General features: G+C 65.4%; 24 protein-coding genes. 11 read left to right on the plus strand and 13 right to left on the minus strand.

The window, feature by feature from the left end; all coding sequences use genetic code 11:
• The 8 genes from O3300_RS24730 to O3300_RS24765 all read right to left on the minus strand — a co-directional run bounded on the left by O3300_RS24730 (position 1) and on the right by O3300_RS24765 (position 8,189).
• Positions 1-1,323: an MFS transporter gene (locus O3300_RS24730; RefSeq protein WP_305054393.1), complete on the minus strand. Its 1,323-nt coding sequence runs from the start codon at positions 1,321-1,323 to the stop codon at positions 1-3.
• Between the two features lie 26 nt (positions 1,324-1,349).
• On the minus strand, positions 1,350-2,186 hold the full coding sequence (locus O3300_RS24735; RefSeq protein WP_251349902.1) for a carbohydrate ABC transporter permease: 837 nt from the start codon (positions 2,184-2,186) through the stop codon (positions 1,350-1,352).
• Positions 2,187-2,198: 12 nt separating this feature from the next.
• Complete coding sequence (locus O3300_RS24740; protein ID WP_305054394.1) at positions 2,199-3,068, minus strand: carbohydrate ABC transporter permease; 870 nt, start codon at positions 3,066-3,068, stop codon at positions 2,199-2,201.
• A gap of 7 nt (positions 3,069-3,075) precedes the next feature.
• Positions 3,076-4,335, minus strand: a complete 1,260-nt coding sequence (locus tag O3300_RS24745) for an ABC transporter substrate-binding protein (protein WP_305054395.1) — start codon at positions 4,333-4,335, stop codon at positions 3,076-3,078.
• 132 nt (positions 4,336-4,467) lie between these two features.
• Positions 4,468-5,481, minus strand: coding sequence for an SIS domain-containing protein (locus O3300_RS24750; protein ID WP_071079063.1), 1,014 nt, complete (start codon positions 5,479-5,481; stop codon positions 4,468-4,470).
• Positions 5,471-6,583 carry an N-acetylglucosamine-6-phosphate deacetylase gene (gene nagA / locus O3300_RS24755; protein WP_099665200.1) on the minus strand — a complete coding sequence of 371 codons (1,113 nt, stop codon included), beginning with the start codon at positions 6,581-6,583 and terminating at the stop codon, positions 5,471-5,473. Before nagA ends, O3300_RS24750 begins: the two co-directional genes overlap by 11 nt.
• A complete protein-coding gene (locus O3300_RS24760; RefSeq protein ID WP_070282815.1) occupies positions 6,580-7,314 on the minus strand; it encodes a GntR family transcriptional regulator in 735 nt (244 codons plus the stop codon). The genes nagA and O3300_RS24760 overlap by 4 nt, the downstream gene beginning before the upstream one ends.
• A gap of 2 nt (positions 7,315-7,316) precedes the next feature.
• A complete protein-coding gene (locus O3300_RS24765; protein ID WP_289906252.1) occupies positions 7,317-8,189 on the minus strand; it encodes a BadF/BadG/BcrA/BcrD ATPase family protein in 873 nt (290 codons plus the stop codon).
• A gap of 348 nt (positions 8,190-8,537) precedes the next feature.
• Here O3300_RS24765 and O3300_RS24770 point away from each other — a divergent pair, with 348 nt between their 5' ends.
• From O3300_RS24770 to O3300_RS24810, 9 genes are all read left to right on the plus strand, one after another.
• Positions 8,538-8,825: a hypothetical protein gene (locus O3300_RS24770; RefSeq protein ID WP_029496217.1), complete on the plus strand. Its 288-nt coding sequence runs from the start codon at positions 8,538-8,540 to the stop codon at positions 8,823-8,825.
• A 230-nt stretch (positions 8,826-9,055) separates the two neighbouring features.
• Positions 9,056-9,580 carry a hypothetical protein gene (locus tag O3300_RS24775; protein ID WP_099665198.1) on the plus strand — a complete coding sequence of 175 codons (525 nt, stop codon included), beginning with the start codon at positions 9,056-9,058 and terminating at the stop codon, positions 9,578-9,580.
• Between the two features lie 51 nt (positions 9,581-9,631).
• Positions 9,632-11,266, plus strand: a complete 1,635-nt coding sequence (locus tag O3300_RS24780) for an AAA family ATPase (protein ID WP_305054396.1) — start codon at positions 9,632-9,634, stop codon at positions 11,264-11,266.
• A gap of 1 nt (position 11,267) precedes the next feature.
• Positions 11,268-12,041: a general secretion pathway protein GspB gene (locus O3300_RS24785; RefSeq protein WP_305054397.1), complete on the plus strand. Its 774-nt coding sequence runs from the start codon at positions 11,268-11,270 to the stop codon at positions 12,039-12,041.
• 100 nt (positions 12,042-12,141) lie between these two features.
• Positions 12,142-13,629: an alkaline phosphatase family protein gene (locus O3300_RS24790; protein ID WP_305054398.1), complete on the plus strand. Its 1,488-nt coding sequence runs from the start codon at positions 12,142-12,144 to the stop codon at positions 13,627-13,629.
• Positions 13,630-13,735: 106 nt separating this feature from the next.
• A complete protein-coding gene (gene mobB, locus O3300_RS24795) occupies positions 13,736-14,272 on the plus strand; it encodes a molybdopterin-guanine dinucleotide biosynthesis protein B (RefSeq protein WP_305054399.1) in 537 nt (178 codons plus the stop codon).
• A 57-nt stretch (positions 14,273-14,329) separates the two neighbouring features.
• Complete coding sequence (locus tag O3300_RS24800) at positions 14,330-14,530, plus strand: YjfB family protein (protein WP_034781856.1); 201 nt, start codon at positions 14,330-14,332, stop codon at positions 14,528-14,530.
• A 254-nt stretch (positions 14,531-14,784) separates the two neighbouring features.
• Positions 14,785-15,087: a DUF2282 domain-containing protein gene (locus O3300_RS24805; RefSeq protein ID WP_077400619.1), complete on the plus strand. Its 303-nt coding sequence runs from the start codon at positions 14,785-14,787 to the stop codon at positions 15,085-15,087.
• Between the two features lie 17 nt (positions 15,088-15,104).
• On the plus strand, positions 15,105-16,724 hold the full coding sequence (locus O3300_RS24810) for a DUF692 family multinuclear iron-containing protein (protein ID WP_305054400.1): 1,620 nt from the start codon (positions 15,105-15,107) through the stop codon (positions 16,722-16,724).
• Between the two features lie 4 nt (positions 16,725-16,728).
• On the opposite strand, the gene O3300_RS24815 is transcribed toward O3300_RS24810, so the two are convergent.
• From O3300_RS24815 to fumC, 3 genes are all read right to left on the minus strand, one after another.
• Positions 16,729-17,013 (minus strand): hypothetical protein, encoded by a 285-nt coding sequence (locus O3300_RS24815; protein ID WP_034759786.1) that lies wholly within the window; start codon positions 17,011-17,013, stop codon positions 16,729-16,731.
• Positions 17,014-17,137: 124 nt separating this feature from the next.
• Positions 17,138-17,359, minus strand: a complete 222-nt coding sequence (locus O3300_RS24820) for an RNA-binding S4 domain-containing protein (protein WP_071079051.1) — start codon at positions 17,357-17,359, stop codon at positions 17,138-17,140.
• 96 nt (positions 17,360-17,455) lie between these two features.
• Complete coding sequence (fumC, locus tag O3300_RS24825) at positions 17,456-18,850, minus strand: class II fumarate hydratase (protein ID WP_305054401.1); 1,395 nt, start codon at positions 18,848-18,850, stop codon at positions 17,456-17,458.
• Positions 18,851-19,021: 171 nt separating this feature from the next.
• Between fumC and O3300_RS24830 the strand changes: the two genes are divergently transcribed.
• Positions 19,022-20,170, plus strand: a complete 1,149-nt coding sequence (locus O3300_RS24830; RefSeq protein WP_305054402.1) for a FimV family protein — start codon at positions 19,022-19,024, stop codon at positions 20,168-20,170.
• A gap of 431 nt (positions 20,171-20,601) precedes the next feature.
• Here the strand turns inward: O3300_RS24830 and O3300_RS24835 are convergent, their stop codons facing one another.
• Positions 20,602-20,853: a flagellar protein FliT gene (locus O3300_RS24835; protein ID WP_257218715.1), complete on the minus strand. Its 252-nt coding sequence runs from the start codon at positions 20,851-20,853 to the stop codon at positions 20,602-20,604.
• 223 nt (positions 20,854-21,076) lie between these two features.
• The gene (locus O3300_RS24840) at positions 21,077-21,904 is read right to left on the minus strand and encodes an HDOD domain-containing protein (protein ID WP_099668200.1); all 828 of its coding nucleotides are present in this window, start codon (positions 21,902-21,904) and stop codon (positions 21,077-21,079) included.
• A gap of 138 nt (positions 21,905-22,042) precedes the next feature.
• Here O3300_RS24840 and O3300_RS24845 point away from each other — a divergent pair, with 138 nt between their 5' ends.
• Positions 22,043-24,106 (plus strand): M13 family metallopeptidase, encoded by a 2,064-nt coding sequence (locus O3300_RS24845; RefSeq protein WP_305054403.1) that lies wholly within the window; start codon positions 22,043-22,045, stop codon positions 24,104-24,106.
• Positions 24,107-24,122 lie beyond the last annotated feature (16 nt).

Raw genomic sequence — 24,122 nt, forward strand, 5'->3', positions numbered from 1 at the left:
CTAGCTGGCGCTGGCCGGCGCGGACGTGGCGCCCGTGTCAGTCTGGCCGGAGGCATCCTTCGGTCCGATGCGCATGAAGCGCGACAGGATCAATACGGGCACGGCCGACACCAGCACCCACAGGAAAAAAGTCTTGTAGCCGAGCGCCGTCTGGATGTCGCCGCTGATCATCTTGAACAGCACGAAGCCCAGCTGCATCACGCCGGTGGCGAACGCATAGTGGGCCGTCTGGTACTTGCCGACGGAGACCACCTGCATCATGAACAGGATCAGGCCGACGAAGCCGAAGCCATAGCCGAACATCTCCACGCTGAGCGCGGCCGTGATCAGGGTCAAATCGGTGGGCATGCTGTGGCTCAGGTAATAAAACACCAGGTTCGGCAAATTCATGGCCAGGATCAGGAAGAACATGGCGCGCTTGAGGCCCAGCCACGACGTGAAGTAGCCGCCGCCGATGCTGCCCAGCAGGAATGCGACGGTGCCGGCCGTGCCGTACACGGCGCCCACTTCCGTCGTCGACAGGCCCAGTCCGCCCAGTTCGCGCGCTTCGCGCAGGAACAGCGGGCCGATGGTCTGCACTTGCGCCTCGCCGGCGCGGAACAGGATGATGAAGGCGATCATGCCCCAGATGCCAGGCTTTTTCAGGAAGTCCACCAGCACGTCCCACAGGGTGCGGCTGATGCCGGCCACGCTCTTGTCGGCCACGGTCGCATTGCGCACCTGCGGCAGCGCCCACAGGTGGTACGCGGCCAGCGACAGCATCATGGCGCCGATGATCAGGAAGATCACCGACCATGCGGGCTTGATGCCGATTTTTTTCTCCAGGTAGCCGGCCAGGATCACCAGGCCGCCCAGCGAGATGAATTTGCCCGCGTTGAAGAAGGCGCCTTGCCAGCCCGCGTAGGCCGCCTGCTGCTTGTCCGACAGGCTGGCGATATACAGGCCGTCGCAGACGATGTCGTGCGTGGACGAGGCCAGCGCGGCGACGAACAGCACGGCGATGCAGGCGGCAAACCACAGCGGCGTTTGCAGGGCCAGCGCGATCAGGCCCAGGCTCAGGCCACCGGCGAACTGGAACAGCACCACCATGGTCTTCTTGCTCGATGCCAGTTCCAGGAAGGGACTCCACAGCGATTTGAAGACCCAGGCAAAGCCGATCAGGCCCGTCCAGCGGGCGATCTGGTCGTTCGGCACGCCCATGCTCTTGAACATCAGGCCGGCCACCAGGGCCACGGCGTAGAACGGCAGGCCCTGGGCGAAGTACAAGGTCGGCACCCAGGAAATCGGGCTGCGTTTGCCAATGTTGGTGCGCTTGTCGTGCATGGAGGCTTCCTTATCGAGAGACGTTTTCATTTGACTGCGCCGTCCATGCCGCGCATGAAGAAGCGTTGGGTAAACAGGAAGGCGAGCAGGGTCGGCACGATGGTGATCAGGGTGCCGGCCGCAATCACGCGCGTGCTGCTGCCGAAGGTGCCGCGCAAGTACAGCACGCCCACCGACAGGGGGAATTCATCGGGCTTGCTCATGACGATCGACGGCCAGATGTATTCATTCCACGATTCGACGGCCGTCAGGATGCCGACGGTGGCCAGCCATGGCGTAATCAGCGGCAGCATGATGCGGCTGAAGATCACCCACTCGGAGGCGCCATCGACCCTGGCCGCGTCGATCAGGTCTTGCGGCACTTCCTCGAACGCCTGCTTGAGCAGCAGGATGGCCACGGCCGTCACCACGTTGGGCAGGATCACGCCCGTGTAGGTGTCGACCAGGCTCATTTGCGTGATGGTGATGAAGTTGACGAGGAAGTTCACTTCCGACGGCAGCACCAGCGTGGCCAGGATCAGGCCGAATACCAGTTTGCGGCCGCGGAATTTCAGGCGCGCCAGCGGATACGCGGCCAGTGAGCACAGCAGCAGTTTCCAGAAAACGGTGAACACGGCGATCAGCACGGAGTTCTTGAAGAACGACCAGATCGGGATCGCATTGAACACTTCGATGAAGTTGTCGAAGGACGGCGCCTTCGGCCAGAAGGTGGGCGGGAAGGCGAAGATATTGCCCTCCGTGGAAATGGCCGTCACCAGGGTCCACCAGAACGGGAAGACGCAGACGACGGCGATCGCGCACAGCACGGCATAGTGGCCCAGTATTTGCAGGCGGGTTTTCAGGGGGCGGGAACGTTTTTGCATGGTCATTCCCGATCAACGGTGCTTGGGTTTGAGGTAGCGCAGGCACAGCAGGGCGATGCCGATGCAAAATAGGGACACGACGAAGCTGGCGGCCAGCGCGCGCGGCAGTTTCAAGTGCTTGAGGCCCTGGTCATACGCGTAGTACAGCGCCGTGAAGGTGGAATTCATCGGGCCGCCCTGGGTCAGCACGTCGACTTCCTGGTACGCCTTCAGGGCCGCCAGCACGGACAGGATGGAGCACAGCATGATGGTGGGGCGCAGCATGGGCACGGTGATCTTCCAGAAGCGCTGCCAGCGGTTGGCGCCATCGAGCATGGCCGCTTCCGGCATGTCCGACGGAATCGATTGCAGCGCCGCCAGGTACATCACCATGTACCAGCCCAGGCCGCGCCACAGGGTGACGAACATGACGGCAAACAGGGCCAGGCTGTCGTTCGACAGCCAGCCCACGGGCGCGTTCACGAGTTTCAGGGTCAGCATCACGTAGTTCAGCGCGCCCTGCTCGTGGAACATGAAGCCCCACATGATGCCGACCACGGACACGGTCGTCACCACGGGCACGTAGAAGGCGGCGCGGAACAGACGGATGCCGGGCAGGCGGTTGTTCACCAAGACCGCCAGGGTGATGGCGCCCACCTGCACGAAGGGCACCATCAGCAGGAACATCAGCGAATTCTTCAGGCCCGAGACGAACATCTCGTTGTTGAAGATGTAGCGGAAGTTATCCAGGCCGACGAAGCGCGTTTCGCGTATCAGGCTGTAGTCGGTGAAGGCCAGCACGGAGCCGTAGCCGACGGGCCAGAAGGAAAAGGCGGCCAGCAGCAGCAGGGCGGGGGTCAGGAACAGCCAGGCTTGCAGGGTGTGGCGGTGGGAGAATGTCATGGTGTCCTCAGTGGCGCGGCAGGGTGGCCAGCTTGCGGTTCCAGATGGCGACGGCCTGGTCCAGCGCCTGCTTCACATCCTGCTTGCCCGTCACGCCCGCCTCGACGGCTTTCACCAGCGAGCGGCGCAGCTCGTCGTAGTCGTCGATGCCGGCCACGTACAGGGTGCGCGAATGGCCCATCGACAGGGCGCCGGCGGCGACCGCCTTTTCGGCCGCGCCCGCGTTGGTCGGCGTGGCGAGGAAAAACGGATCGGCCGCCGCTTTCACCGTGGTGGGGAAGACGCTGGCCTGGCGCGCGAACGCCAGCTGGTTTTCGTCGTTCGTCAGGAAGCGCGCGAACTTGCCGACCGATGGCAACTGGCGCGCCGGCACGCCTTTCGGAATGGCGAAGTGCACCAGCCAGCCGCCGTCGGCGATGCCGGTGGGACCCAGCGGCGCGGGCGCCACGTCGGTGATGGCGTAGATGTCTTTCGCGTCGCCGCGGATGCGCTGCATGGCCGTCGGCGGCGCCAGCAGCATGCCCAGGCGGCCGCCCTTGTAGGCGTCGATCACGGCGGGGAAGTTATCTTCGGCGAACAGGCTTTCCTTCAGCAGGCCGCCTACCTTGTAGGTGTCGGCCAGCTTCTGCACCAGCGCCACGTGCTGCGGCGAATTGAAGACGGCGCGGTTGTCGGTAATCACGGCCAGGCCCTGCTGCATGAACAGGCCGTCGATTTTGGAGAGGGCAGGGGCGATGCCGGCCTTGCCCGTGCGTTGCGCGATCTGGCGCGCGAACGCCAGCTGTTCATCGAGGCTGGCGGGGCCGCGCGCGAGGCCCGCCTGCCTGAAAATGGCGGTATTGAAGGCGATCACCGCGACATTGCTGTACATGGGAAAACCGTAGGTGCCGCCCTTGAAACGCAAGTCCGCCAGGGCGCTGGGAATGTAGCTGGCGCGCGCTTCTGCGATCAGGCCATCGACGGGCGTGAGCAAGCCGTCGCGCGCGAATTCGTCGGCCCAGGGCACGTTCAGGCTGACCAGCGCGGGCGGCGTGCCGGCCACGATGCGCGTGACCAGCTTGGTCTGGATGACGTCCCACGGGAAGTCGATCCATTCGATCTTGACGCCGGGATTCTGCGCCTCATAGCGCGCCACCACCGCATTGAAATACGGCGTGAACTTGGGCTTCATGCTGAAGGTCCAGAATTCGATTTTCTCGGCAGCCCATGCCTGCGGCGCGAGCAGGCCCGCGCAGGCAACAACCGCCAACAGTCTCTTGATCGTCATTTTTATCCTGGAGCGCGTGGCTCCAATGTCCATGAGTCCGCGGCGCGGGTACATGCCCTTGCCGTCGCTTATATTCGGGTGCTACGGACGGCAGCCGCGCCCCGTGCCGGGGGCGCAGCTGCCGCTTGCTGCTTAATTGGTTTTGGTGACCTTGCTCAGGTGACGCGGCGCATCCGGGTCCATGCCGCGCGCGGCCGACAGTTTGGCCGCCATCACGTAGAAGGACTGGATGGCGACGATCGGGTCGAGGTCCGGCGTGGCCGCCACGGGCAGGGTCAGGTCGCGCTCGGCCACGTCGGCGGGGGCAGCCAGCAAGACCTTGGCGCCGCGGCCGCGCATCTCGGTTGCCAGCTGCAGCAGGCCGGCTTGCGTCGGGCCGCGCGTGGCGAAAATCAGCAGCGGGTAGCCGTCTTCGATCAGGGCCATCGGGCCGTGCTTGATTTCGGCGCCGCTGAAGGCTTCCGCCTGAAGGGCCGAGGTTTCCTTGAATTTCAGCGCCGCTTCCAGCGCCACGGGGAAGCTGATGCCGCGTCCGACGACCATGATGTTGCGTGCCGGCGCCAGCACGTCGATGGCGGGCGACCAGTCGACGCGGGTCGCTTCGAGCAGCGCTTCGGGCAGCGCTTCCAGGCCCGCCTGCAGTTCGGGGTCGTTCTGCCACTGCGCCACCATGCGCGCGCCGGCGACCAGGCTGGTGATGAAGCTCTTGGTGGCGGCGACGCTTTGTTCCTTGCCGGCGCGCAGGGGCATGGCCCACTCGGCGGCGTGCGCCAGCGGCGAATCGATGTCGTTGACGAGGGCCACGGTGGTGGCGCCGCCGTCGCGGAAGTAGCGGATCGGCTCGACCACGTCAGGGCTCTGGCCCGATTGCGAGATCGAGATGGCCAGCGTGTCGCGCGTCACCAGCGGCGACTTGTTCAGCGTCACCAGCGACATCGGCAGGGACGCGACGACACGGCCCAGGCGCGCCATGATCAGGTAGGCGACGTAGTTGCAGGCGTGGTCCGAGCTGCCGCGCGCGATGGTCAGCGCGGTCGAGAACGAGGTGCTCCTCAATTTGCGGCCCAGTTCCGCGTAGCGTTCCGTGTCGCTGGCCAGTTGCAGGGCGACGCATTCGGCGGCGGAAATGGCTTCTTTAAGCATCATTGAGGTCACAGATTTCTCCTTCTATATACACAGCTTTGAGTTTGAGATCGCGATCGAGTACCACCAGATCGGCGTAAGTACCGGGGGCCAGCCGGCCGCGTTCTTCCAGGCCCAGGTAATCGGCGGCGTTGGTCGACACGCGCTTGGACGCGTCGGCCAGGTCCAGTCCCAGCCCCACCAGGTTGCGCAGCGCCTGGTCCAGGGTCAAGGTGCTGCCCGCCAGGGTGCCGTCGGGCAGGCGCACGCCGCCCATGCATTTCTGCACGGCGTGGCGGCCCAGCATGTATTCGCCGTCCGGCATGCCGGTGGCGGCGGTGGAATCGGTGACGCAGTACAGGCGCGGGATGGCGCGCAGGGCCACCTTGATGGCGCCCGGATGCACGTGCAGCAGGTCGGGGATCAGTTCCGCGTATTCGGCGTGCGCCAGGGCGGCGCCGACCATGCCCGGCTCGCGGTGATGCAGGCCGCTCATGGCGTTGAACAAATGCGTGAAACCCATGGCGCCGTGTTCCAGCGCGGCCACGCCATCTTCGTACGAACCGAGCGTGTGGCCGATCTGCACGCGCACGCCGGCGTCGGCCAGGGCGCGCACCAGGTCCAGGTGGCCGGCGATTTCCGGCGCCACGGTGATGACGCGCAGCTTGGCCAGCGTTTGCAGGCGCTCGATTTCAGCCAGGTTGGCGGCGCGCGCGTAGTTCGGCTGCGCCCCCAGCTTGCCGGAATTGATGTACGGGCCTTCCAGGTGGGCGCCCAGCACGCGCGCCGTGTTCGGGCGGCGGTGGTTGGCGGCGATGCCGATGGCCGTCAATGCCATGTCGATATCTTCCGGCGGCGCCGTCATGGTGGTGGCCAGCAGGCTGGTGGTGCCGTGGCGCGCATGGATGCCCGCGATGGTGTACACGGCTTCGCCGCCTTCCATGATGTCCTTGCCTGCGCCGCCATGCACGTGCAGGTCGATAAAGCCGGGCAGGATGTAATCGTCGCTGTTGCCCGACGGGTGGAGCGAATCGCCCGTGATGCTGTCGACCCGCTCGCCGAAGGCGATGGCGCCGTGGATCCAGCCGCCGGGGGTAAGGATATTGCCTTTGATAGTGCTGCTCATCTGCGCGACTCCGCTACGAATTCATAATAATCACTGCGGCAATACGAGTGGGTCAGTTCCACCGCTGCGCCGTTGTCGAGATAACTGACACGGGTGATGTGCAGCATGGCTTCACCCGTCTTGATATTGGCCAGCTTGGCCTGTTCCGCCGTGGCGTTGACGGCGCGGATATGCTGCAGCGCGCGCATCGGGATGGTGCCGCGCGACTCCAGGTAGCCGTACAGCGAATCGGTGACCTGCTGCGGGTCCGGCATGTACAGCGCGGGGATGGTGGTCGTTTCGATCGCCATCACCACTTCGTCGGCCGTGCGCAGGCGGCGCAAACGCGCCACCGGCATGTGCGGCGACAGTCCCAGCGACAGCAGTTCCAGCGGCGCGGCCGCGCCGATGTCGCGCTGCAGCCAGCGCGAGCCGGCCGTGAAGCCCCGCTGGCGCAATTCTTCCGAAAAGCTCGTCAGGCGCGACAGCGGTTGCTCCAGCTTGGGCGTGATGTAGGTGCCCGAGCCGCGCTTGCGCGTCAGCATGCCCCGGTCGCACAGCATGTCGATGGCCTTGCGCGCCGTGACGCGCGAGATTTCCAGGATGTCCGACAGCACGCGCTCGGAGGGCAAGGCTTGGTTGGCGCGCCAGTCGCCGCTGGCGATGCCGTCCGACAGCATGTTCGCCAGCTGCATGTAGAGCGGCGTGTCGCTGGCCGGATTGGGTTTGAAGGCGGACAGTTTGGCCAGCATGGTCATTGCTCCTGCAAGTGCTTGCGTATCAGGCGCAGGCCGCCTGCGGCCGAGTCGCCCTGTGCCGGCACGACCAGTTGCAACAGTGCCGCCGGCAGATAGCCCGACAAGGGCGCCGCCAGGCCGCCGCACAGGGCCACGGGCAAGGCGCCGGCCGGGTCGAGCGCCCTGGCGATGAGGGCGATCTGCTGGCCCGCGTCCACCAGGATGGCGCGCGCCACCGCATTGGTGGCCGCGTGTTCGAGCACCAGGCGCGCCAGTTGCGCGAAATTGGTCTGGCTGGCGGCGGCCAGCCAGACCTGCATGGCGTCGCGCTGGCCGCCGCAGGCATCGATGATGGCCGTGGCGAAGGCGCTGCCGGGCACGCGCCCGTCGGCCACCTGCTGCGCATGGTTGATGGCGCGCATGCCGATCCAGGCGCCGCCCGCTTCGTCGCCGGACGGGAAGCCCCAGCCGCCCACTTCATGGCGGCTGCCGTCCGCGTGCAGCACTTCGCCCACGCTGCCCGTGCCGATGGCCACGATGGCGCCCGGCTGGCCCGCATGCGCGCCCAGCAGGGTGGTCAGGGCGTCCGATTCGAGCGCGACGGCCGCATAGCCGGGATTGTGTTCGATGAAGCTGGCGGCCCACTGCTTGTTGTGCACGCCGGCCAGGCCCAGGCCGATGGCCATGCGCTGCAGCGGCGGCTGTTCCAGTGCGGCGGCGCGGAAGGCCAGGGTGACGGCATGCGCCACGGACGTCCAGGCCCGTTCGATGCCCAGTCCCAGGCCGGATGGGCCGCTTTGTCCCTGCGCCAGTTCCTGGCCGTCGAGGCGCGCCAGGCGTACGCGGGTTCCGCTGCCCCCGCCGTCGACGCCGATTATGTATTCGATCATGTTGTGCAGTCCCGCGTTTGGTTGATTGCGCCTGTCTCGGTTCTTTTATTTGTCGGGCGGCGAAAAAGCTGAAGGCACTATATTGTCGCCCCGATGGCTTGTCAACAGGTATTTAAGTGGTATTAACAAATGCGTTGCGCGCTGTCGCCGCATGCCCGAGGGCGTGATTGCAAGTGATTGTTAATAAAGGGATTTTTGTGCTTGCCGAATGGTATTGAAATTGGCCTTGTTTAATGCCAATTTTTCCAGACTGGTCTGCGCCGCGCGCGGTAGTGTTGCTTCCGCGCATGCTTGGCAAGGGACGCCATGAAGAGTAAAGTCCGCCTTTTACACCTGAGTTGGAAGAGCATGATGAACGACAAGGCAGCAAAGAGCGATTACTGGGACGACTGGCAGCAAGAGGCGCTGGCCGCTGGCGTGTCGGCGCCGCTGGCTGCGCTGGGCATGGAAATGATGCGCACGCACCGCAAGAACCGCTGGCCGAAGGATTTCCTGGGCCGCGAAAGCGATGGCCCGGTCATGATCGAAATGTGCCTAGAAGACGAAGCGGAAACGGAATTGTTCTTCATCGAGAACCTGTATCCCTACGATGCGGCGCTGATCGAAAAGACGCGCCGCCGCCTGTGCCTGCACTGAGAGTGCGCTGACGCGCGACTGGAACGGCCGCCTTGTGCGGCCGTTTTGCTTTTCGGGTGGCATTTTCATGGGGGAGTGTCATAATGGCCCAGGCATTTCCGCCCAGGTATGGAGTAGATAATGAGCAAGGCACAGGACAGCAAGAAGGAAGCCAAGAAGGAACCGGCCAAGACCATGAAGGAAAAGAAGGAAGCCAAGAAGGTCAAGAAAGAAGAGCGCAAGCGCTGATCATGCGCCTGCGTCGCTTACTGTCGCGCCCGTGGCGTGCGCCGGCCCTGCTGGCGGCGTTCGCCCTGCTGGCCGTGGGCACGCCCGTGTCCGGCGTGCTGGCACAGCAAAAGCCGCCGCCATCCACGTTCGGGCAAGTGGTGGGCAATGCCGTGCTGTGCATCGACCAGATCGACAACAAGGCCTTCTATGCGTATCTGCTGACGGCCTTCGGCCCCGCCTACAAGCATGAAGGGGGCGCTTACTGGTTCCGCACGGACGCCACCTTGTGGGGCGCGCCGATTACCGACGTGATCGTCAGCGACGACACCAGTCCCCTCGTCTTCATGGGCGTGGTGGCGGACGCGACGCCGGAAAAGCTGGAACCGGCCATTCGCGGCGTCTCGGGCCTGCGCTTCAATAAGCTCGACAATTCCGCCTTTCCTGTCCGTGGTTCCGTGCCTGGCAGTAAAATCGTCTACTTCCGCAGCAAGGCGAAAGTGTATTGCGCCAAATACAAGCCGTTGCCGCCCGCCCGCACCCGATGAGGGGTTCGGCTTGCCGCCGCGCATTTTGATCGTTTCATCCGCAGGGTCTCCATGTACACGCATTATTTCCAGCTCAAGCAATCGCCGTTTTCGATCGCCCCCGATCCGCGCTACCTGTTCATGAGCGAACGCCACCGCGAAGCGCTGGCGCACCTGCTGTATGGCGTGGGCAGCGGCGGCGGCTTCGTGCTGCTGACGGGAGAAATCGGCGCCGGCAAGACCACCGTGTGCCGCTGCTTCATGGAACAGATTCCGGAAAATTGCCAGCTCGCTTACATCTTCAATCCGAAATTGTCCGTCGAGGAATTGCTGCTGTCGATCTGCGAGGAATTCCGCATCGCCCTGGCGCCCGGCGTGGCCAGCGTGAAAGGCTATGTCGACGCCATCAATGCGCACTTGCTGGCCAGCCATGCGCAGGGCAAGAATAATGTGCTGATCATTGACGAAGCGCAAAACCTGTCCGCCGCCGTGCTGGAGCAGCTGCGCTTGCTGACCAACCTGGAGACGAGCGAGCGCAAGTTGCTGCAGATCATACTGATCGGTCAGCCGGAATTGCGCGCCATGCTGGCCCGTCCCGAACTCGAACAGCTGGCGCAGCGCGTGATCGCCCGCTATCACCTTGGTTCGCTGACGGCGGACGAGACGGCCAGCTATATCCGCCACCGCCTGGCCGTGGCGGGCAGCACGGCGCAGACGCCGTTCGCGCCGCGTTTGATGGCGCAGATCCATGCCTTGAGCAAGGGAGTGCCGCGCCGCATCAACCTGCTGTGCGACCGCGCGCTGCTGGGCGCCTACGTGGAAAACCAGCCGCAGGTGACGCGCCAGATATTGCGCCGCGCCGCCGAGGAAGTGTTTGCGGAAGAGGGGAAGTCGGCTGCCGGACGGGGTCTGCGCTGGCCGCACGTGGCCGGTGGCGTGCTGGCCGGCGCCGTGGTCACGGCCGCGCTGGCCTGGCATTTCATGCCGCGCCCGTCCGCCGTGCCCCCTGCACCTGCCGTGGCTGCCTCTGTGCCGGCCGCCTCCGCCGTGGCGGTTGCCGCCGCATCCACGCCCGCACCGGCCAGCGTGCCGGACCGCAACGCCGTGCTGCGCCAGCTGGCCAGCCTGTGGGGCGAGCAGTTGCCGGCCGGTGACGCCTGCCAGGCGGGCGCCCGCGCCGGCTTGCGCTGCCTGCACAGCCGGGGCGGCATCGCCGAGCTGCGCGTGCTGGACCGTCCCGCCCTGCTGGCCTTGCGCGACGGGGAGGGGGCGGAGCAGCTGGCGCTGCTGACGCGCGTGCAGGACGAGAACGCCACCGTGCTGCTCGATGGCAAGCCACAAAGCGTGCCGCTGGCCCAGCTGGCGCAGCGCAGCGATGGCAGTTTCACCACCTTCTGGCGCGCCCCGCGCAGCTGGCGCGACGAAGTGCCGCTGGGCGCCCGCGGTGCCGACGTGGACTGGCTGGCACAGCGCCTGGCGCAACAGCAGGGTTTGCCTGCGCCGGCCGCCAATCTGCCGCTCGATGCCGAGATGCAAGGTCTGCTGCGTGCTTTCCAGCAGCGCCAGAACTTGCGGGCCGATGGCCTGGCGGGCCCGAAAACATTCATACGCCTGATGCAGCTGGGTGACAATTCGGAGCCGCGCCTGAGCAGCGCTGCTCCTGCCGTGGCAGCGCCCGCTGCGACGGCGATGGTGGCGGGGAAATAAGATGTCCTACATACTTGAAGCACTGAAAAAATCGCAGGCCGAGCGCCAACTGGGCGAGTTGCCGTCGATCCACGCACCGCAAGTGCAGCTGCACGATGCCGCCGCATCCGGCGCTGCGCGGCGCGCGCCCGTGTGGCTGGCGCTGGGCGGCGTGACGGTGGCAGTGGCTGCCGCGCTGCTGCTGTGGCAGCCGTGGCAGGCGGGCGCGGCAGCACCTGCGGCCGTCGCCCCTGCCTTGCTGGCCCAGGCCGTGCCCGCACCGCTGCCGGCAGCGCCGCCGCCTGCTGTCCCCGCGCCCGCGCCCGCGCCCGCGGCTGCGCCCGTACCCGTACCCGTACCCGTACCCGTACCCGTACCCGTACCCGTGCCGCCAGCGGCCACCGCCGCGCCCGTGCACCATGCGAGGGCCGTGCCGGAACCGAAGCAGGAGACGCCAGGCCAGGCCGCTCCGCCTGTCCCCGCTCCGGCTCCCGCTCCGGCTCCCGCTCCCGCTCCGGCGCCGGCGCCGGCCATGCCCGCGCCAGCGCCCGCGCCGGCGGCCGAAGAGAGCGTGCCCGGTATGCGCGACTTGCCCGAGCCGATACAGCGGCAAATCCCCGCCATCGCCATTGGCGGCTATATCTATTCGAAGAATCCGGCCGACCGCCTGTTGCTGATCGACAAGGTCTTGCGCCACGAGGGCGAGGAACTGGCGCCCGGCCTGGTGCTGGAAAAGTTGCAGCCGAAGGCGGCCATCTTCAGTTTCAAGGGCTACCGCTACCGCGTGCCATATTGAGTTGTTGTGCATCAAGGCCGGGCCGCCATAGCTGAACCATACTGGCGGGGCCTGGTCGAACCAGGGTCGCTGCGACCGTGTGCGCGGCCGGGGAGGTCCGATGATTGCTGCCGCAACTGCTGGCGAGGGTGTGCTTGATGCGCAGGGCCTGGGAAACCTGGCGCGCATCGACCATATCGTCGTGCTGATGATGGAAAACCGCTCGTTCGACCACATGCTTGGCTACTTGAGCCTGGAAGGCGGGCGCACCGATATCGATGGCTTGCAGGCAAGCCATGCCAACGTGCATGCGGGCGTGCGCTACCCCGTGCACCATTTGCTGCGCACGGCCTTTGGCCCGCAGCAAGACCCGTCGCATACGGGTATGTCGGTGGCGCAGCAATTGCAAAACAATAACGGTGGCTTTGTCGACGATTATGCGCAAACGCATCCGGGCGACCCCGACATCGACCTGGTCATGGGCTACTACAATGGGGTCGACTTGCCCATGTACGATTTCCTGGCGCAGCAATTCTGCGTCTGCGACCGCTGCTACAGTTCCGTGCCGGGCGCCACCTGGCCCAACCGCCTGTATGCGGTCAGCGGCAAGGCGGCCGGCAGCAAGGACAGCAAGCGCGTGCCCCTGTATGCGAACAAATCCTTCGTGCGCCACCTAGAGCGGGCCCAGGTCAGCTGGAAGTTCTATTCCGCCTGGAAGCCCTGGAGCCTGGCGCTGACGGACGACCATTACCGCTCGTCCGACATGTACGAACCGTTCGGCTCCAGCGCCCGCCGCTATGGCTTCATCGGCGATGCGCTGGCGGGCGCCTTGCCCTCGGTCAGCTGGATCGATCCCCATTTCTTCGACAATGACGACCACCCGCCGGCCGATATCCGCGCCGGCCAGGCGCTGGTGGCGCAGGTCTACCAGGCCCTGTCGCGCGGTCCCGCCTGGGCGCGCACCTTGCTCATCCTCAGTTATGACGAGCACGGCGGCTTTTTCGACCATGTGCCGCCACCCGTCGCCGTGGACGACGACCCCGCGTTTCGCCGCTACGGCGTGCGCGTGCCCATGCTGCTCGTGTCGCCGCTGATCGCGCCAGGCAGCGTCAGCCACGAGGTTTACGATCACGCGTCGATCATCAAAACCATCCTGCAGCGCTTTTGCCGCGCCGCCGATGGCGCCTTGCCCCAGATGGGCGCGCGCGTGGCGGCCGCCAGCGGCCTGGGCGCCATGCTGACCCTGGCGCAGCCGCGCGCGGCGCCTGCCGTGCCCGCAGCCGTGCAGGCGCAGCGCGCCGCCTGGGAAGCGGATGTGCGGGCGCAGGATTTCGCCCCGCCGGCGCCTGCCTCCCCGCCGGATGGCGCGCTGGCCGCCGCTGCCGCCGTTCCCTTCCAGTCCGATGCGGAGGCGGGCGCGATCGCCGCCCACCGGCAATTGGCGCGCAGGGCGAGGAATGCGCAGGCGGTGGATGGTAGAACGGCGAGTAAAACGGCAAGTCAAGCGGCGGGAGCGGCAGCGCCGAAGCCGGTGGGCAGGCGCCGGCGGCAGGGCGGCAAGCCGGGGCCCGCCAATGCCAGGAATGGCGGGAAATCCGGCGGCGCTTGAGTTGCGCGATGAGTTGCGCGATGAGTCGGGCGATGCGCGGCGCCTGCGCCAGGCGGCAGCGCCGGTGGGCTGCGTATAATCATTCCTTCTCAATCAAGGAGTGACCATGCACGATGCGATGCCCGCACACCCGGTACTCGGTGTGATCGGCCGTTCCGGTAGTGGCAAGACGACCCTGCTGGAATTTGTGGTGAAGGAAATGGCGGCGCGCGGCTTGCGCGTCAACCTGGTCAAGCACAGCCACCATGACCTGGCGCTGGAACCGCCACAGAAGGACAGCGCCCGCCTGCGCCTGGCCGGCGCGGCGGAAGTGCTGGTGGCGTCACCGTACCGTTTTGCCATCGTGCATGAACTGCGCGGCGCGCCGGAACCCAGCCTGGCGCAGCAACTGGCCCGCATGGGGCCGGCAGACCTGACCCTGGTCGAAGGCTTCAAGACGGACCCCATTCCGAAGCTGGAAGTATTCCGTCCGGCAGTGGGGCAGGCGCCCCTGTATCCGCATGACCCGCATGTGATCGCCGTCGCGTCGGACAGTCCTGCGCCGGCCGACTTGCGCAAGGGCGTGCAATGGCTGGACTTGAATGCGCGCGAACACGTGCTGGCCTGGCTGCTGCTGCAGTTGGAAAATAAGCTGGAAAAATAAGCTAAAGGTTTGCCGGCGGCATCCGTTAACAAGGGTAGAACCTCATTGGAGAAACGTATGGACGTCGGAAGCATTGCTCAACTGTCAACCACGATGGCGGAGACAGGCACGCGGCAAGCCGTCGGCTTGACTGTCCTGAAAAAAGCCCAGGATATCCAAAGCTCGACCGCCACTGCCTTGCTGGCAGCGTTGCCGCCGGTACAGTCGGCGCCAAGTCTGCCGGCCCACCTCGGCAACCGCATCAACACGACCGCCTGAGCGCAGTCCCGCGGCGCCCGTCTGGCGCTCGCATTGCTTACGCCCACACCACCGTCATCGACGGTGGCGCGTGGGCGTTTTTGTCTGTCTTCCTGCTTTCCTTCCATTTTTCTCCCCGCCCCTGTCAAGTTGATTAATTGACCATGGTTCGCCATGGCACGGCCGATTCAGTAGAATGGCGTCCATCACCTCGCGTTGCCCATCAGCGCAGCCCGGGGCGTGCCATTACTTTGACCCATGCAAGAGGATTCCCCATGAACAAACGTCAAGCTCTCATCGCCGCCGCCCTCGCGGGCATCTGTGCCGGCACCACCCTCAACGCGGCCGCGCACGATGGTCCCGCCCCTGGCGACAAGGAAAAGTGTTATGGCGTGGCCAAGGCAGGGCAGAACGATTGCGCCTCATCCGACGGCGCGCACTCCTGCGCGGGCCAGGCGGAGGCGGACAACTTGCCGACGGAATGGACGTATGTTGCCAAGGGCACGTGCGAACAGGCGGGCGGCTCCGTCAAGCCCATCAAGGCCGGCAAGGCGGCAAAACCGGCCACGCAGCCGTAAGCATCCGCCGCCTGCCCATGCCGCCGCCAGTTCAAGCGCTTGCCGGCGTCGGCTTGCGCGCCGCGCACTACCGCGACTTCCTGGCGCGCCGCCCCCGGGTGGGCTGGCTGGAAGTACACACCGAAAATTATCTGCAGCCGTCGGGCTGGGATAACCATGTATTAGACACCCTGCGCCAGGATTACCCCATCAGCCTGCATGGCGTGGGCCTGGGGCTGGGATCCGCGCGCGGTTTTTCCGACGCGCACCTGCAGCGCGTGCGCGCCGTGGTCGAGCGCATCGAGCCGGTCCTCGTGTCGGAACACCTGAGCTGGGGCGCCGTGGCGCAGCAGCAACTCAATGATCTGTTGCCGCTGGCCTTGAATGGCGCCGCCCTCGATTTGCTGTGCGCCAGGGTGGGGAGGGTGCAGGATGTGCTGAAAAGGCCGATCTTGCTGGAGAATGTCTCCACTTACCTGCGTTTTGCCGACGATGCCATGAGCGAGGCGCAATTCCTGGCGGAGCTGGCGCGGCGCAGCGGCTGCGGGCTGCTGCTCGATATCAATAACCTGTATGTGAACCAGTGCAATCACGGCGAAGACGCCTTGACGGCCATGCTGTCCATCGCGCCGGGCAGCGTGGGCGAGCTGCACCTGGGCGGCCATCTGGTAACGCCGCATGCCGTGATCGACCATCACGGCGCCGCCGTGGCCGATCCCGTCTGGGACTTGTATGCGGCCGCCTTGCAGCGCTTTGGCGCCGTGCCCACGCTGGTCGAATGGGATACGGACTTGCCCGCCCTCGATGTCTTGCTGGGCGAGGCGGACAAGGCGCAAGCCATGCTGGCGTGGCATGCGCCGCATACGTCACGGCAGGGAGCAGCGCTGCCGGCGCCGCCGCCCGCGTCACTTGATGCGCTGGCGGCCGGCCAGCAAGCGTTTGCCACGGCCTTGCTAAATGCCGAGGCAACATTGCCACCGTTCGCGGGAGAGGCGGTGCCGCAGCGTTTCGCACTGTACCGCGGCAATATGAGCGCCACCTGGCGCCGCACCCTGGCGCACGCCTATCCCGTCGTGCTGGCGCTGGTGGGCGAGGAATTCCTGGGCGGCCTGGCGCGCGCGTATGGGCGGCAGATGCCATCCGATAGCGCCGATTTGAACCAGTTTGGCGCCCGTTTCGCCGATTTTCTGGCCACTTTCCCGCATATCTCCGACTTGCCCTATCTGCCGGACATGGCGCGTCTGGAATGGGCCGTGCACCTGGCCCATTACGCGGCTGATGCGCAGGGTCTGGCGCCCGAGTCGCTGGCCGCCTTGCATCCCGATCAGCTGGAAGCGCGGCGCTTCAGCTTGCATCCCGCCTGCGCCTTGCTGGCATCGGATTGGCAAGTGGCGGCCCTGTGGCAGGCGCATCAGGAGGGAGAAGGGCAGGGGATGTTTCCGCAGGATATGCAGGTGGCGAGCTGCGCGCTCGTATGCCGGCCGGGCTGGAAGGCGCAGGTGCTGCTACTGGATGCGGCTGCGCATGCCGCCTTGCTGTCGTTAAGGCAGGGGCAGACGTTTGGCGCGGCGCTCGATGCGGCGTTCGAGCTGGACCCGGCATTCGACCTGGCAGCGCACTTGCGCCAGTGGCTGGCGCATGCGGTGTTGACGACCTGACTGTTTATTCGAAGGCCCGCAGCAGACGCGCTTCGCCCGTCTGATCGCGGTACAGGGCATTCGCGGCCAGGGTGGCGTCCATCATGCGCGTGACTTGTTCTTCTTCAAAGCGGGCGAGCTCGGCCGTGGCCGCGACGAGGGCCAGTTCCAGTCTGGCGCGCGCGCTCTGGTACAGGCTGCTGGTGTATTTGTCTGTGTTACGCAGCAATTCTTCCGCGTTTTCTATTACCTGGCGCAAGTCGCCGATCAGGCGTTCCTGGCTGCGCGTACCTTGTTCGGGATGGTCCATGGCGCTTCCCTTCTGCAATCGATATTTATCTGACAATAACGACGTGTTTGCAGCTTGATCCAGGCAGCCGGCTGGCAGGGCGCCGGCTGGACGCATGGGGCTGCTTTCGCACCCCATGCCGGCATCAAGCGGGAGCGACGACCGTGATACGGATATCGCCCACGCTGACGACCTGGCCGGCGCGGATCTTGGCGGTCTTGCGCAATTCCTTCTTGCCATCGACCTTCACCACGCCGCTATCGACCATGACCTTGCCTGCGCCACCGCTGTCGCACAGGCCGACCAGCTTCAGCAGCTGGTTCAGCTCGACGAACTCGGATGTTAAATCAAAGCTTACTTTTTGCATTGTATCCCTTATTGCAACGATGTGTTTTAAACACTTAATGACGGTGTCAACTAAGGTCATAGTTTACATGAAGCCAGGAGGAATGCAGGCTGAGCCTTAACTTTTGTTGGGCCGCGTCATGTCCAGGGGCACGATCCACGCACCGAATTGCTCTTCCGTCACAAAGCCCAGGGCCAGCGCCGCTTCCTTCAGGGTCGTGCCTTCATGCTGGGCCTGCTTGGCGATTTGCGCCGCCTTGTCGTAGCCGATGTGCGGCGCCAGCGCCGTGACCAGCATCAGGGAGCGTTCCATCAGTTCGGCGATGCGCTCACGGTTCGGCGCGATGCCGTGCGCGCAATGCTCGTCGAAGCTGCGCATGCCGTCGCCCAGCAGGCGCGCGCTTTGCAGGAAGTTGTGCGCAATCAAGGGCTTGAAGACGTTCAGCTCGAAATTGCCCGAGGCGCCGCCCACGGTGATGGCGACATCGTTGCCGAACACCTGGCAGCACAGCATGGTCAGCGCTTCGCACTGCGTGGGGTTGACCTTGCCCGGCATGATGGAGCTGCCCGGCTCGTTTTCTGGGATGGTGATTTCACCGAGGCCGGAACGGGGGCCGGACGCCATCCAGCGCACGTCGTTGGCGATCTTCATCAGGGCCGTGGCCAGGGTTTTCAGCGCGCCATGGGCGGCCACCAAGGCGTCGTGGGCCGCCAGCGCGGCAAACTTGTTGCTGGCCGTCTCGAACGGCTGGCCCGTCAGGCGCGCCAGTTCCGTGGCGATGCGGCCGGCAAATTCCACGTGGGCGTTCAATCCCGTGCCGACGGCCGTGCCGCCGGCGGCCAGCTGCAGCAGCGGCGGCAACGATGCCGTGATGATGTGCTCGGCAAAGTCCAGCTGCGCCACGTAGCCGGAAAATTCCTGGCCCAGGGTCAGCGGCGTCGCATCCTGCAAGTGGGTACGGCCGATCTTGACGATGTCGGCAAATTCCGTGGCCTTGGCGTCCAGGGTGGCGCGCAGCTGGCGCAGCGGCGGCAAGACGGTGTTGGCGACGGCCAGGGCGGCCGCTACGTGGATGGCGGTGGGAAAGATGTCGTTCGAGGACTGGCCCAGGTTGACGTCGTCGTTCGGGTGCAGCAGGCGCCCCTCGCCCCGCAAGCCGCCGATCAGCTCGGAGCCGCGGTTGGCCAGCACTTCATTCATGTTCATATTGCTTTGCGTGCCAGAACCCGTCTGCCAGACGGCCAGCGGGAATTCTGCTTCGTGCTTGCCGGCCAGTACTTCGTCGGCCGCCTGCGTGATGGCGATGGCTTTCTTGCCATCCAATAGACCCAGGTCCAGGTTGACGTGGGCGGCCGCGCGCTTGACGGTGGCCAGGGCGGCGATCAGTTCGGGCGGCATCTTTTCCGTGGAGATATGGAAGTGCTCGAGCGAGCGCTGCGTTTGCGCTCCCCACAGCCGGTCGGCGGGTACGTCGATCGGGCCGAAACTGTCGCGTTCGATTCTGCTACTCATGGCATCCCTTTCATCGATAGAGGTGGATCGAGTGTACTCCAGGCGTCAAAAAAGCACAGGATGATGCTGTATTGCATCATTTTTACCCTGACCCATCTATATTTTTGCGATTTCCTGCCGTTAAAGACAGGCGAGTTCCCCTTCCTATCCTGTTATCAAAGCGATCAGTCCATGCAGAGCAGCATCTTTCCCCGTTGGTCCCTGATCGCGTGCGCCGCCGCCAGCCTGGCCTTGCCGCCCGTCATGGCGGCCGAGCTGGGTGACATGGCCGTGCTGTCGCACGTGGGCCAGCCCTTGCTGGCCGAGATAGAACTGACGGCCCTGGCGCCCGAGGAAGCCGGCGGCGTGGCCGTGCGCCTGGCCTCGCCCGATGTGTACCGCGGCGGCGGCATCGGCATGGATCCGGCCCTGCAAACCTTGACCATCAGCCCGCTGGAGCGCGGTGGGCGCCACTATGTGCGTGTGACAACGCGGCAAGCGATCCAGGCAGGCCACGTGCACCTGTATTTATTGCTGGGCAGTGGCAATGGCGCCGTCGTGCGCCTGGGCACCTTGTGGCTGACGCCGGCCCCGCCCGCCGCCGTCGCCCCTGTCAGCGCGCCAGCCAGGTCCGCCGTTCCGGCGCCCGCGCCCGCGCCTGTGCCCGTGCCCGTGCCGCAACCGTTGCCATTGCCGCGCGCCGTCTCCGCCGCGCCGTCGCCCGATGCTGCCGCCCTGGCGGCCCGCGCGCGCGCCGAGGGCCTGGTGCGCCCGGCGCGCGTGTTCGTGCCGCCGCCCGCCGCGCCCGCGCCGCCCGCTGCCGCACTGCGTCCGGCGCCGTTGCGCCGCGCCACGGCGCCCGTCGCCGCTTGCGCGCCGCAAACCAATATGGAGCAGGCGCAAGCGTGCGTGGCGCTGGACGAGAAAAACGCGGCTTTGAATGACAAGCTCGGCGAATTGGAAGGCAAGATCGGCGCCTTGCAACAGGCGCTGGCTCAGCCTGCCGCCGCTGCTGCCGCCGCTGCGCCGGCTGAGGCGCAGGCGCCGCATGCCAAGCCCAAGCCCAAGCCCCTGCACGCGGCACCGGCAGCCGAGAAGAAGGCGGGCGGCAACGGCTTGCTGTGGCTGGGTATCGGCACCCTGGCCTTCCTGTTGCTGACGGCCCTCATCGTGTACGTCGTGCGCAAGCGCAGGCAGGCGGCGGGGCCGGGCGCGCCGTCGAAATACTGGGTCTTGCTGCGCAAGCCATTCGGCCGCAAGAAGAAGGAGGCGCCCGTGCTGACGGAGGCGGTGGAGGAGGGGGCGGCGGACGAGCCGGAACCGGAGCCGTTCTCGCGTTGATGATGTTGCAATGGCTGCGACAAGGCGGCGCCGGAATTTGATATAAAAAAAGATATTGAAAAAAGACAGAAAAATGCTTGTATCGCGTGTTGCCTGTTTCTTAAATATGGTGATATGATTAATTCAGTGGACTTGCTCTACGACAAAACAGCCCCAGCCTGGCGCAGTCACCAACGATAGTGTGGCGCGGCAAACAGGTGTAGCGTTGCATAAACGCCTGGGTCTGGAAGCGGTTCGCGATGCCGACGATGTGCTCGCGAACGCCGGATGCAACCGGCAGCGAGGCGACGCCAGGAGATACCTGGGGCTCGCCTTCCAAATTCCCCCTCCTTGTTTCCCGAGCGCCGCAGATGGCGCGCTCCCCGGCAAGGCGGCAGACGTAAAAAAAGCACCCGCGGGTGCTTTTGTCGTTTCTGGCGCTGCCATATGACTTACATGCGGGCGCGCGAACCTTGCATGGCGTTCGGCAACTGCGTCATCCACGGTTCCGTGATGGTGCGGATTTCGCGGTCGTTGGCCAGGATTTGCTTGAGCAAGTCGATCTTGCGCAGGCGCGAGGCGCCGGCCTGGGCGGGCACCTTGCCCGTCATGACCGTGCTGGCGGCGCTGGCGCACTGGTTTTCCAGGGCATCCAAGTCATTCCAGTCGCTCGAACGTGCGGCCACGACCATTTTATTGGTCATTCCTGCAATATTTTCATACATCGAGAGAACGTCGTTGGAGGTCATGAGCACACCCGTAACTAGTGAATGGATTACCGCTTGTCTAGATTAACGGCGTGCTTAACGGGAACTTGAGGGTGTTTTTGAAAAAAAAGTGAAAATAATTTGGATAATTTTGGCGATCCGCCGGAATCGTCCGCAAACCCGCATGGATGCAGGGTCGGCGATGCCGGCGGTGGGGGATTTATTTGACGAGTTCTTCCAATCCCGCGCTCAGTTCGGCTGGCGGCGGCATCTTGTCGACCAGTACCGAGGGCGGCAAACCCAGCGCTTCGGCCACGTTGCCGGGGTAGCAGGCGATGATTTCTTCATTGCTCAGGGCGTTTTCATCGATGCGGGCGCGCCAGGCGGCCAGGTGGATGATGGCGGCCAGGCGGTTCAGCGGCGCCTTGGCCAGCGGGTCGGGAAAGGCGGCGATGGCGTCGGCAAAGGCGCCGGGGAACTTCCAGCGGCGCGCCAGTTCGGCGCCCACCTGTGCATAGTCATAGCCCAGCGAGACCCGCTCCGCGTCGAGCCGGCGCGCATCGAGGGGCGGGGCGATCTTGTCGAGCTGCATGGCTTGCTCGGGCATGGCGGCATGGATCACCAGTTGGCCGATCGCATGCATCATGCCGATGGTGAACGCCAGGTCCTGGTTGTCGCCCGTCTGCCTGGCGATCCAGCGGGCCGACACGGCGCTGTGCAGGCTGTAGCGCCAGAATTGCGGCAGGTTCAGGCCGGGCACGGCCTTGAAGCCGCTGACCAGGCCCGAGCTGATGACGAGGGTGCGCACGGTAACAAAGCCGAGCATGAGCACGGCGTCTTCCACCGTGCCGATGCTGCGCGAGACGTGGTAATAGGCTGAATTGGCCAGCCGCAGCAGTTTGGCGCTCAAGGCCGGGTCCGCTCCCAGCTGGCGCGCGATGTCTTCGGTGGCGATGGCGGGGTTGTCGAAACTGCGCACCAGTTCATCGACGATCTTCGGGGCGGCAGGCAGGGCGTGGGGTTGCTGGAACAGCGCTTCCAGTTGCATGGCAATCTCCTTGGCGTACGCGCGGCACGGGGTCGTGAAACTATAGGCCGATTTTTTGTCCGCATGCAAAAAAGTTCCGGGATGCTTTTTGCATGGGAAACAGGCTATGATTTTGACTATTCCATCGAAAGGATCGCCATGCACGGTTTGCGTTTTTCCTGGTCCCGGACGCCTGTCCAGGCCGCCATCGTCCTCGCCCTGGCCGGCGTCTCGCTGGCTGGTTTGCCGGCCCAGGCGCACGGTCAGGCCGCCGGCGACACGGCTGCCGTCCCCGTGAAAGTCTTGCCCGGCGACGACTTCTATGACTACGTGAACGGCGACTGGCTGCGCAGCACGGAGATTCCCGCCGACCGCAGCAGCTGGGGTTCGTTCGCCATCCTCGCCAATGCGACCAACGAGCGCATCATCGCCCTCGTCGAGGGCCTGGCGGCGGCGCCGCAGGCCGATGCCTCCGCGCGCCAGGTCAGCGATTTTTACCGTTCCTGGATGGATGAATCGGCTATCGAAGCGAAAGGCTGGGCCCCGATCAAGCCCTTGTTGAGCAAGATCAATGGCATACGCGACCAGGCCGGGCTGGCCCGCGCGCTGGGCGAGAGCTTGCGCGCCGATGTCGATCCGCTCAATTCCACCAATTTTTATACGGAAAACCTGTTCGGCCTGTGGGTGGCGCAAGACTTGAACGACACCACGCGCAATGTCGCCTACCTGCTGCAGGGCGGACTGGGCTTGCCCGACCGTGCCTTTTACCAGGACGACAGCGCCCGCATGCAGGGCTTGCGCGCGGGCTACCAGGCGCATATCGCCGCCATGCTCAAGCAGGCCGGCTACCGCGATGCGCCGGCCCGCGCCGCGCGCGTGTTTGCGCTGGAACAGCAAATTGCCGCCAGCCACGCCAGTCGCGAGGATTCGGCCGATGTCGCCAAGGGCAACAACGCGTGGCGCGCCGCCGACTTCGCCAGCAAGGCGCCGGGCCTGGACTGGCAAGCCTTCTTCCAGGCGGCCGGCCTGGGCAAGCAGATGGATTTCATCGTCTGGCATCCGTCGGCCATGACGGGCAGTGCCGCGCTGGTGGCGAGCGTGCCGCTGGCCACGTGGAAGGATTTCCTGGCCTTCCACGCCATCAACCATTTCAGCACCACCTTGCCGAAGGCGGCCGCCGACCAGCGCTTCGCCTTCTATGGCAGCGCCCTGAGCGGTACGCCGCAGCAGTCGCCGCGCAGCAAGCGCGCGCTGGCCGCGACGAATGCGGCCCTCAGCGACGCCGTCGGCAAGCTGTACGTGGAACGCTATTTCCCGCCGGAATCGAAAGCCCGCGTGCAGGAGATGGTGACGAATATCGTCGCCGCCTTCTCGCGCCGCATCGACAAGCTGGACTGGATGGCGCCGGCCACCAAGGCGCAGGCGCAGGAAAAACTGCAAACCCTGTACGTGGGCGTGGGCTATCCGGAACGCTGGGACAGTTATGCTGGCTTGCGCGTGGTGCGCGGCGATGCGCTGGGCAATGTGCAGCGGGCGGAACAGTTCCACTATCGCCAGGAACTGGCCAAGCTGGGCCAGTCGCCCGACCGCAAGGCCTGGGCCATGCCGGCGCAGCTGGTCAACGCCGTCAACCTGCCGCTGCAAAACGCGCTGAACTTCCCGGCCGCCATCCTGCAGCCGCCATTCTTCGACCCGCAGGCATCCGATGCGGCCAATTATGGCGGCATCGGCGCCACCATCGGCCACGAGATCAGCCACAGCTTCGATGACCAGGGCGCGCAGTTCGACGCCCAGGGCAAGCTGCGCGACTGGTGGACGCCGGCCGACCTGGCGCATTTCCAGACGGCATCCAAGCAATTGGTAGCGCAGTTCGCGGCCTATAAACCGTTCCCCGACCTGGCCGTGAATGGCCAGCTGACCCTGAGCGAAAACCTGGCCGACCTGGCCGGCGTGGCGGCAGCGCATGATGCGTTCACCCTGTCGCAGCAGGGCAAGCCGCTGCAGGCGGGCGCGGACCGCGATTTCTTCACGGGCTATGGCGTCAGCTGGCGCAGCAAGGCGCGCGAAGCGGCGGCGCGCCAGCAAATCCTCACGGATGGCCATGCGCCGGCGCAATACCGTGCCGCCACCGTGCGCAATCTCGACGCCTGGTACCCGGCCTTCGACGTCCAGCCGGGCCAGCAGCTGTACTTGGCGCCGGAGCAGCGCGTGCGCGTCTGGTAAGAGTGCTGACGCTGCC

It is taken from the genome of Janthinobacterium sp. SUN206, from assembly GCF_030587305.1.
Lineage (GTDB): Bacteria > Pseudomonadota > Gammaproteobacteria > Burkholderiales > Burkholderiaceae_D > Janthinobacterium > Janthinobacterium kumbetense.

What these genes read in the sequence shown, in the direction of transcription:
- O3300_RS24730 (WP_305054393.1), bottom strand. Translation starts at nt 1,323, where the DNA reads ATGCACGACAAGCGCACCAACATTGGCAAACGCAGCCCGATTTCCTGG.
- O3300_RS24845 (WP_305054403.1), top strand. Translation starts at nt 22,043, where the DNA reads ATGCACGGTTTGCGTTTTTCCTGGTCCCGGACGCCTGTCCAGGCCGCC.
- O3300_RS24830 (WP_305054402.1), top strand. Translation starts at nt 19,022, where the DNA reads ATGCAGAGCAGCATCTTTCCCCGTTGGTCCCTGATCGCGTGCGCCGCC.
- O3300_RS24735 (WP_251349902.1), bottom strand. Translation starts at nt 2,186, where the DNA reads ATGCAAAAACGTTCCCGCCCCCTGAAAACCCGCCTGCAAATACTGGGC.
- O3300_RS24840 (WP_099668200.1), bottom strand. Translation starts at nt 21,904, where the DNA reads ATGCAACTGGAAGCGCTGTTCCAGCAACCCCACGCCCTGCCTGCCGCC.
- fumC (WP_305054401.1), bottom strand. Translation starts at nt 18,850, where the DNA reads ATGAGTAGCAGAATCGAACGCGACAGTTTCGGCCCGATCGACGTACCC.
- O3300_RS24740 (WP_305054394.1), bottom strand. Translation starts at nt 3,068, where the DNA reads ATGACATTCTCCCACCGCCACACCCTGCAAGCCTGGCTGTTCCTGACC.
- O3300_RS24800 (WP_034781856.1), top strand. Translation starts at nt 14,330, where the DNA reads ATGGACGTCGGAAGCATTGCTCAACTGTCAACCACGATGGCGGAGACA.
- O3300_RS24815 (WP_034759786.1), bottom strand. Translation starts at nt 17,013, where the DNA reads ATGGACCATCCCGAACAAGGTACGCGCAGCCAGGAACGCCTGATCGGC.
- O3300_RS24750 (WP_071079063.1), bottom strand. Translation starts at nt 5,481, where the DNA reads ATGATGCTTAAAGAAGCCATTTCCGCCGCCGAATGCGTCGCCCTGCAA.
- mobB (WP_305054399.1), top strand. Translation starts at nt 13,736, where the DNA reads ATGCACGATGCGATGCCCGCACACCCGGTACTCGGTGTGATCGGCCGT.
- nagA (WP_099665200.1), bottom strand. Translation starts at nt 6,583, where the DNA reads ATGAGCAGCACTATCAAAGGCAATATCCTTACCCCCGGCGGCTGGATC.
- O3300_RS24785 (WP_305054397.1), top strand. Translation starts at nt 11,268, where the DNA reads ATGTCCTACATACTTGAAGCACTGAAAAAATCGCAGGCCGAGCGCCAA.
- O3300_RS24770 (WP_029496217.1), top strand. Translation starts at nt 8,538, where the DNA reads ATGATGAACGACAAGGCAGCAAAGAGCGATTACTGGGACGACTGGCAG.
- O3300_RS24810 (WP_305054400.1), top strand. Translation starts at nt 15,105, where the DNA reads ATGCCGCCGCCAGTTCAAGCGCTTGCCGGCGTCGGCTTGCGCGCCGCG.
- O3300_RS24835 (WP_257218715.1), bottom strand. Translation starts at nt 20,853, where the DNA reads ATGACCAATAAAATGGTCGTGGCCGCACGTTCGAGCGACTGGAATGAC.
- O3300_RS24760 (WP_070282815.1), bottom strand. Translation starts at nt 7,314, where the DNA reads ATGCTGGCCAAACTGTCCGCCTTCAAACCCAATCCGGCCAGCGACACG.
- O3300_RS24775 (WP_099665198.1), top strand. Translation starts at nt 9,056, where the DNA reads ATGCGCCTGCGTCGCTTACTGTCGCGCCCGTGGCGTGCGCCGGCCCTG.
- O3300_RS24765 (WP_289906252.1), bottom strand. Translation starts at nt 8,189, where the DNA reads ATGATCGAATACATAATCGGCGTCGACGGCGGGGGCAGCGGAACCCGC.
- O3300_RS24820 (WP_071079051.1), bottom strand. Translation starts at nt 17,359, where the DNA reads ATGCAAAAAGTAAGCTTTGATTTAACATCCGAGTTCGTCGAGCTGAAC.
- O3300_RS24780 (WP_305054396.1), top strand. Translation starts at nt 9,632, where the DNA reads ATGTACACGCATTATTTCCAGCTCAAGCAATCGCCGTTTTCGATCGCC.
- O3300_RS24805 (WP_077400619.1), top strand. Translation starts at nt 14,785, where the DNA reads ATGAACAAACGTCAAGCTCTCATCGCCGCCGCCCTCGCGGGCATCTGT.
- O3300_RS24745 (WP_305054395.1), bottom strand. Translation starts at nt 4,335, where the DNA reads ATGACGATCAAGAGACTGTTGGCGGTTGTTGCCTGCGCGGGCCTGCTC.
- O3300_RS24790 (WP_305054398.1), top strand. Translation starts at nt 12,142, where the DNA reads ATGATTGCTGCCGCAACTGCTGGCGAGGGTGTGCTTGATGCGCAGGGC.